Origin of the sequence: Hymenobacter pini (assembly GCF_020421205.1) — a bacterium.
GTDB classification, from domain to species: Bacteria; Bacteroidota; Bacteroidia; order Cytophagales; family Hymenobacteraceae; genus Hymenobacter; species Hymenobacter pini.
In genome coordinates, this window is the sequence record NZ_JAIZZH010000015.1 from 1 (window position 1) to 542 (window position 542).

A 542-nucleotide genomic window follows, 5' to 3' on the forward strand; every position below is an offset into this window, starting at 1 on the left:
GCGTGCACGTTGAACCAGCCGCTGACCCGCCCGTGCTGGTAGGCCGGCTCGTTGGTGGCCACCGGGTTGCCGTCGAGCTTGAAGTAGTCCGGCTGCTCCACCACCAGGTAGCCCCCCTCCACTTCCTTGAACAAGGTAATGTAGGGGCAGCGGATGTTGACCGGCCGGCCCGGGCGCAGCCCGCGCAGCCAGGCGGCAAAGCCGGCGAAGTTGAGAAAGTACTCGTCCGCGTCCAGCTGCACGTGCCAGCCGCCCGCCCCCAGCCGCTGGGCCATGAGCTGGCGCTGGCGGTTCTCGTTCTGCATGGGCGTGAGCTCGGGGCGGTGAAAGTCGTCCTCGTACACGTCCACCTTGCCAGCCACGTCCAGCTGCTGCACCAGCGAGCGGAAGCCCGCCTCATCGAAGCCGAACGGCTGGCCCGCCCAGCTGCAGCGGGCCGCGTCCAGCGAGAGGCAGATGCGGTCCGCTTCGGCGTAGACCAGCGGCAGTGCCTGCGCCAGGTAGTACCAATCGTACGCTACGCAAAAACCTACTTTTATCTC

1 protein-coding gene is annotated in these 542 nt (G+C 67.0%); it reads right to left on the reverse strand.

Annotated features, from left to right (window positions below; all coding sequences use genetic code 11):
• Nucleotides 1-542, reverse strand: a 542-nt coding sequence (locus LF252_RS22710; RefSeq protein WP_226271885.1) for a hypothetical protein, incomplete at both ends; no start/stop codon positions are given.